Raw genomic sequence first — 483 nt, forward strand, 5'->3', positions numbered from 1 at the left:
GACTTGTATTTACGTGTATGCATCCAGCACGGGAGCGTGACCGCAGCCACTATGCCTACTTCAATAAGTACCATGAATACTTAGGGCAACTCGTCGAGCCTGTAGCAATCAATCGATGGGCAACTTATAGTATCGATCGTACATTACCAGGTCTATTTATGGGTGTCCTTCTCCAACTCCTCTCGAATCGTCAAGACAATGATAATTCTGGTAGTTTTTCCAGACGGGTAAATGTCGCGAAAGAAATCATCTCTGGTAAGATTACAGAGCGCGATTTCATTCCACTACTTGAAGAAGCCTATTTTAGCTACGTTGGAGATGGTATTGAGCCAGATACCTATCGGGATAGAATCAGACATCAAATTGAAAGCTTTCTCTACGATCAAATAGTGCCTTCGCAAGCCGACTGGGTTTCGGACGCATTCGAGCCTAACAAACCTATGCGTAGCCTTCGAGATGTGGATGAGGCTGTCCAAATTGAGA

1 protein-coding gene is annotated in these 483 nt (G+C 44.7%); it reads left to right on the plus strand.

The annotated features are described in order from the left end of the window. Positions 1-158: 158 nt before the first annotated feature. On the plus strand, positions 159-483 hold a 325-nt coding region (locus tag OXG87_00085; GenBank protein MCY3867915.1), incomplete at its 3' end, for a hypothetical protein.

Source organism: Gemmatimonadota bacterium, assembly GCA_026706845.1.
Lineage (GTDB): Bacteria > Latescibacterota > UBA2968 > UBA2968 > UBA2968 > VXRD01.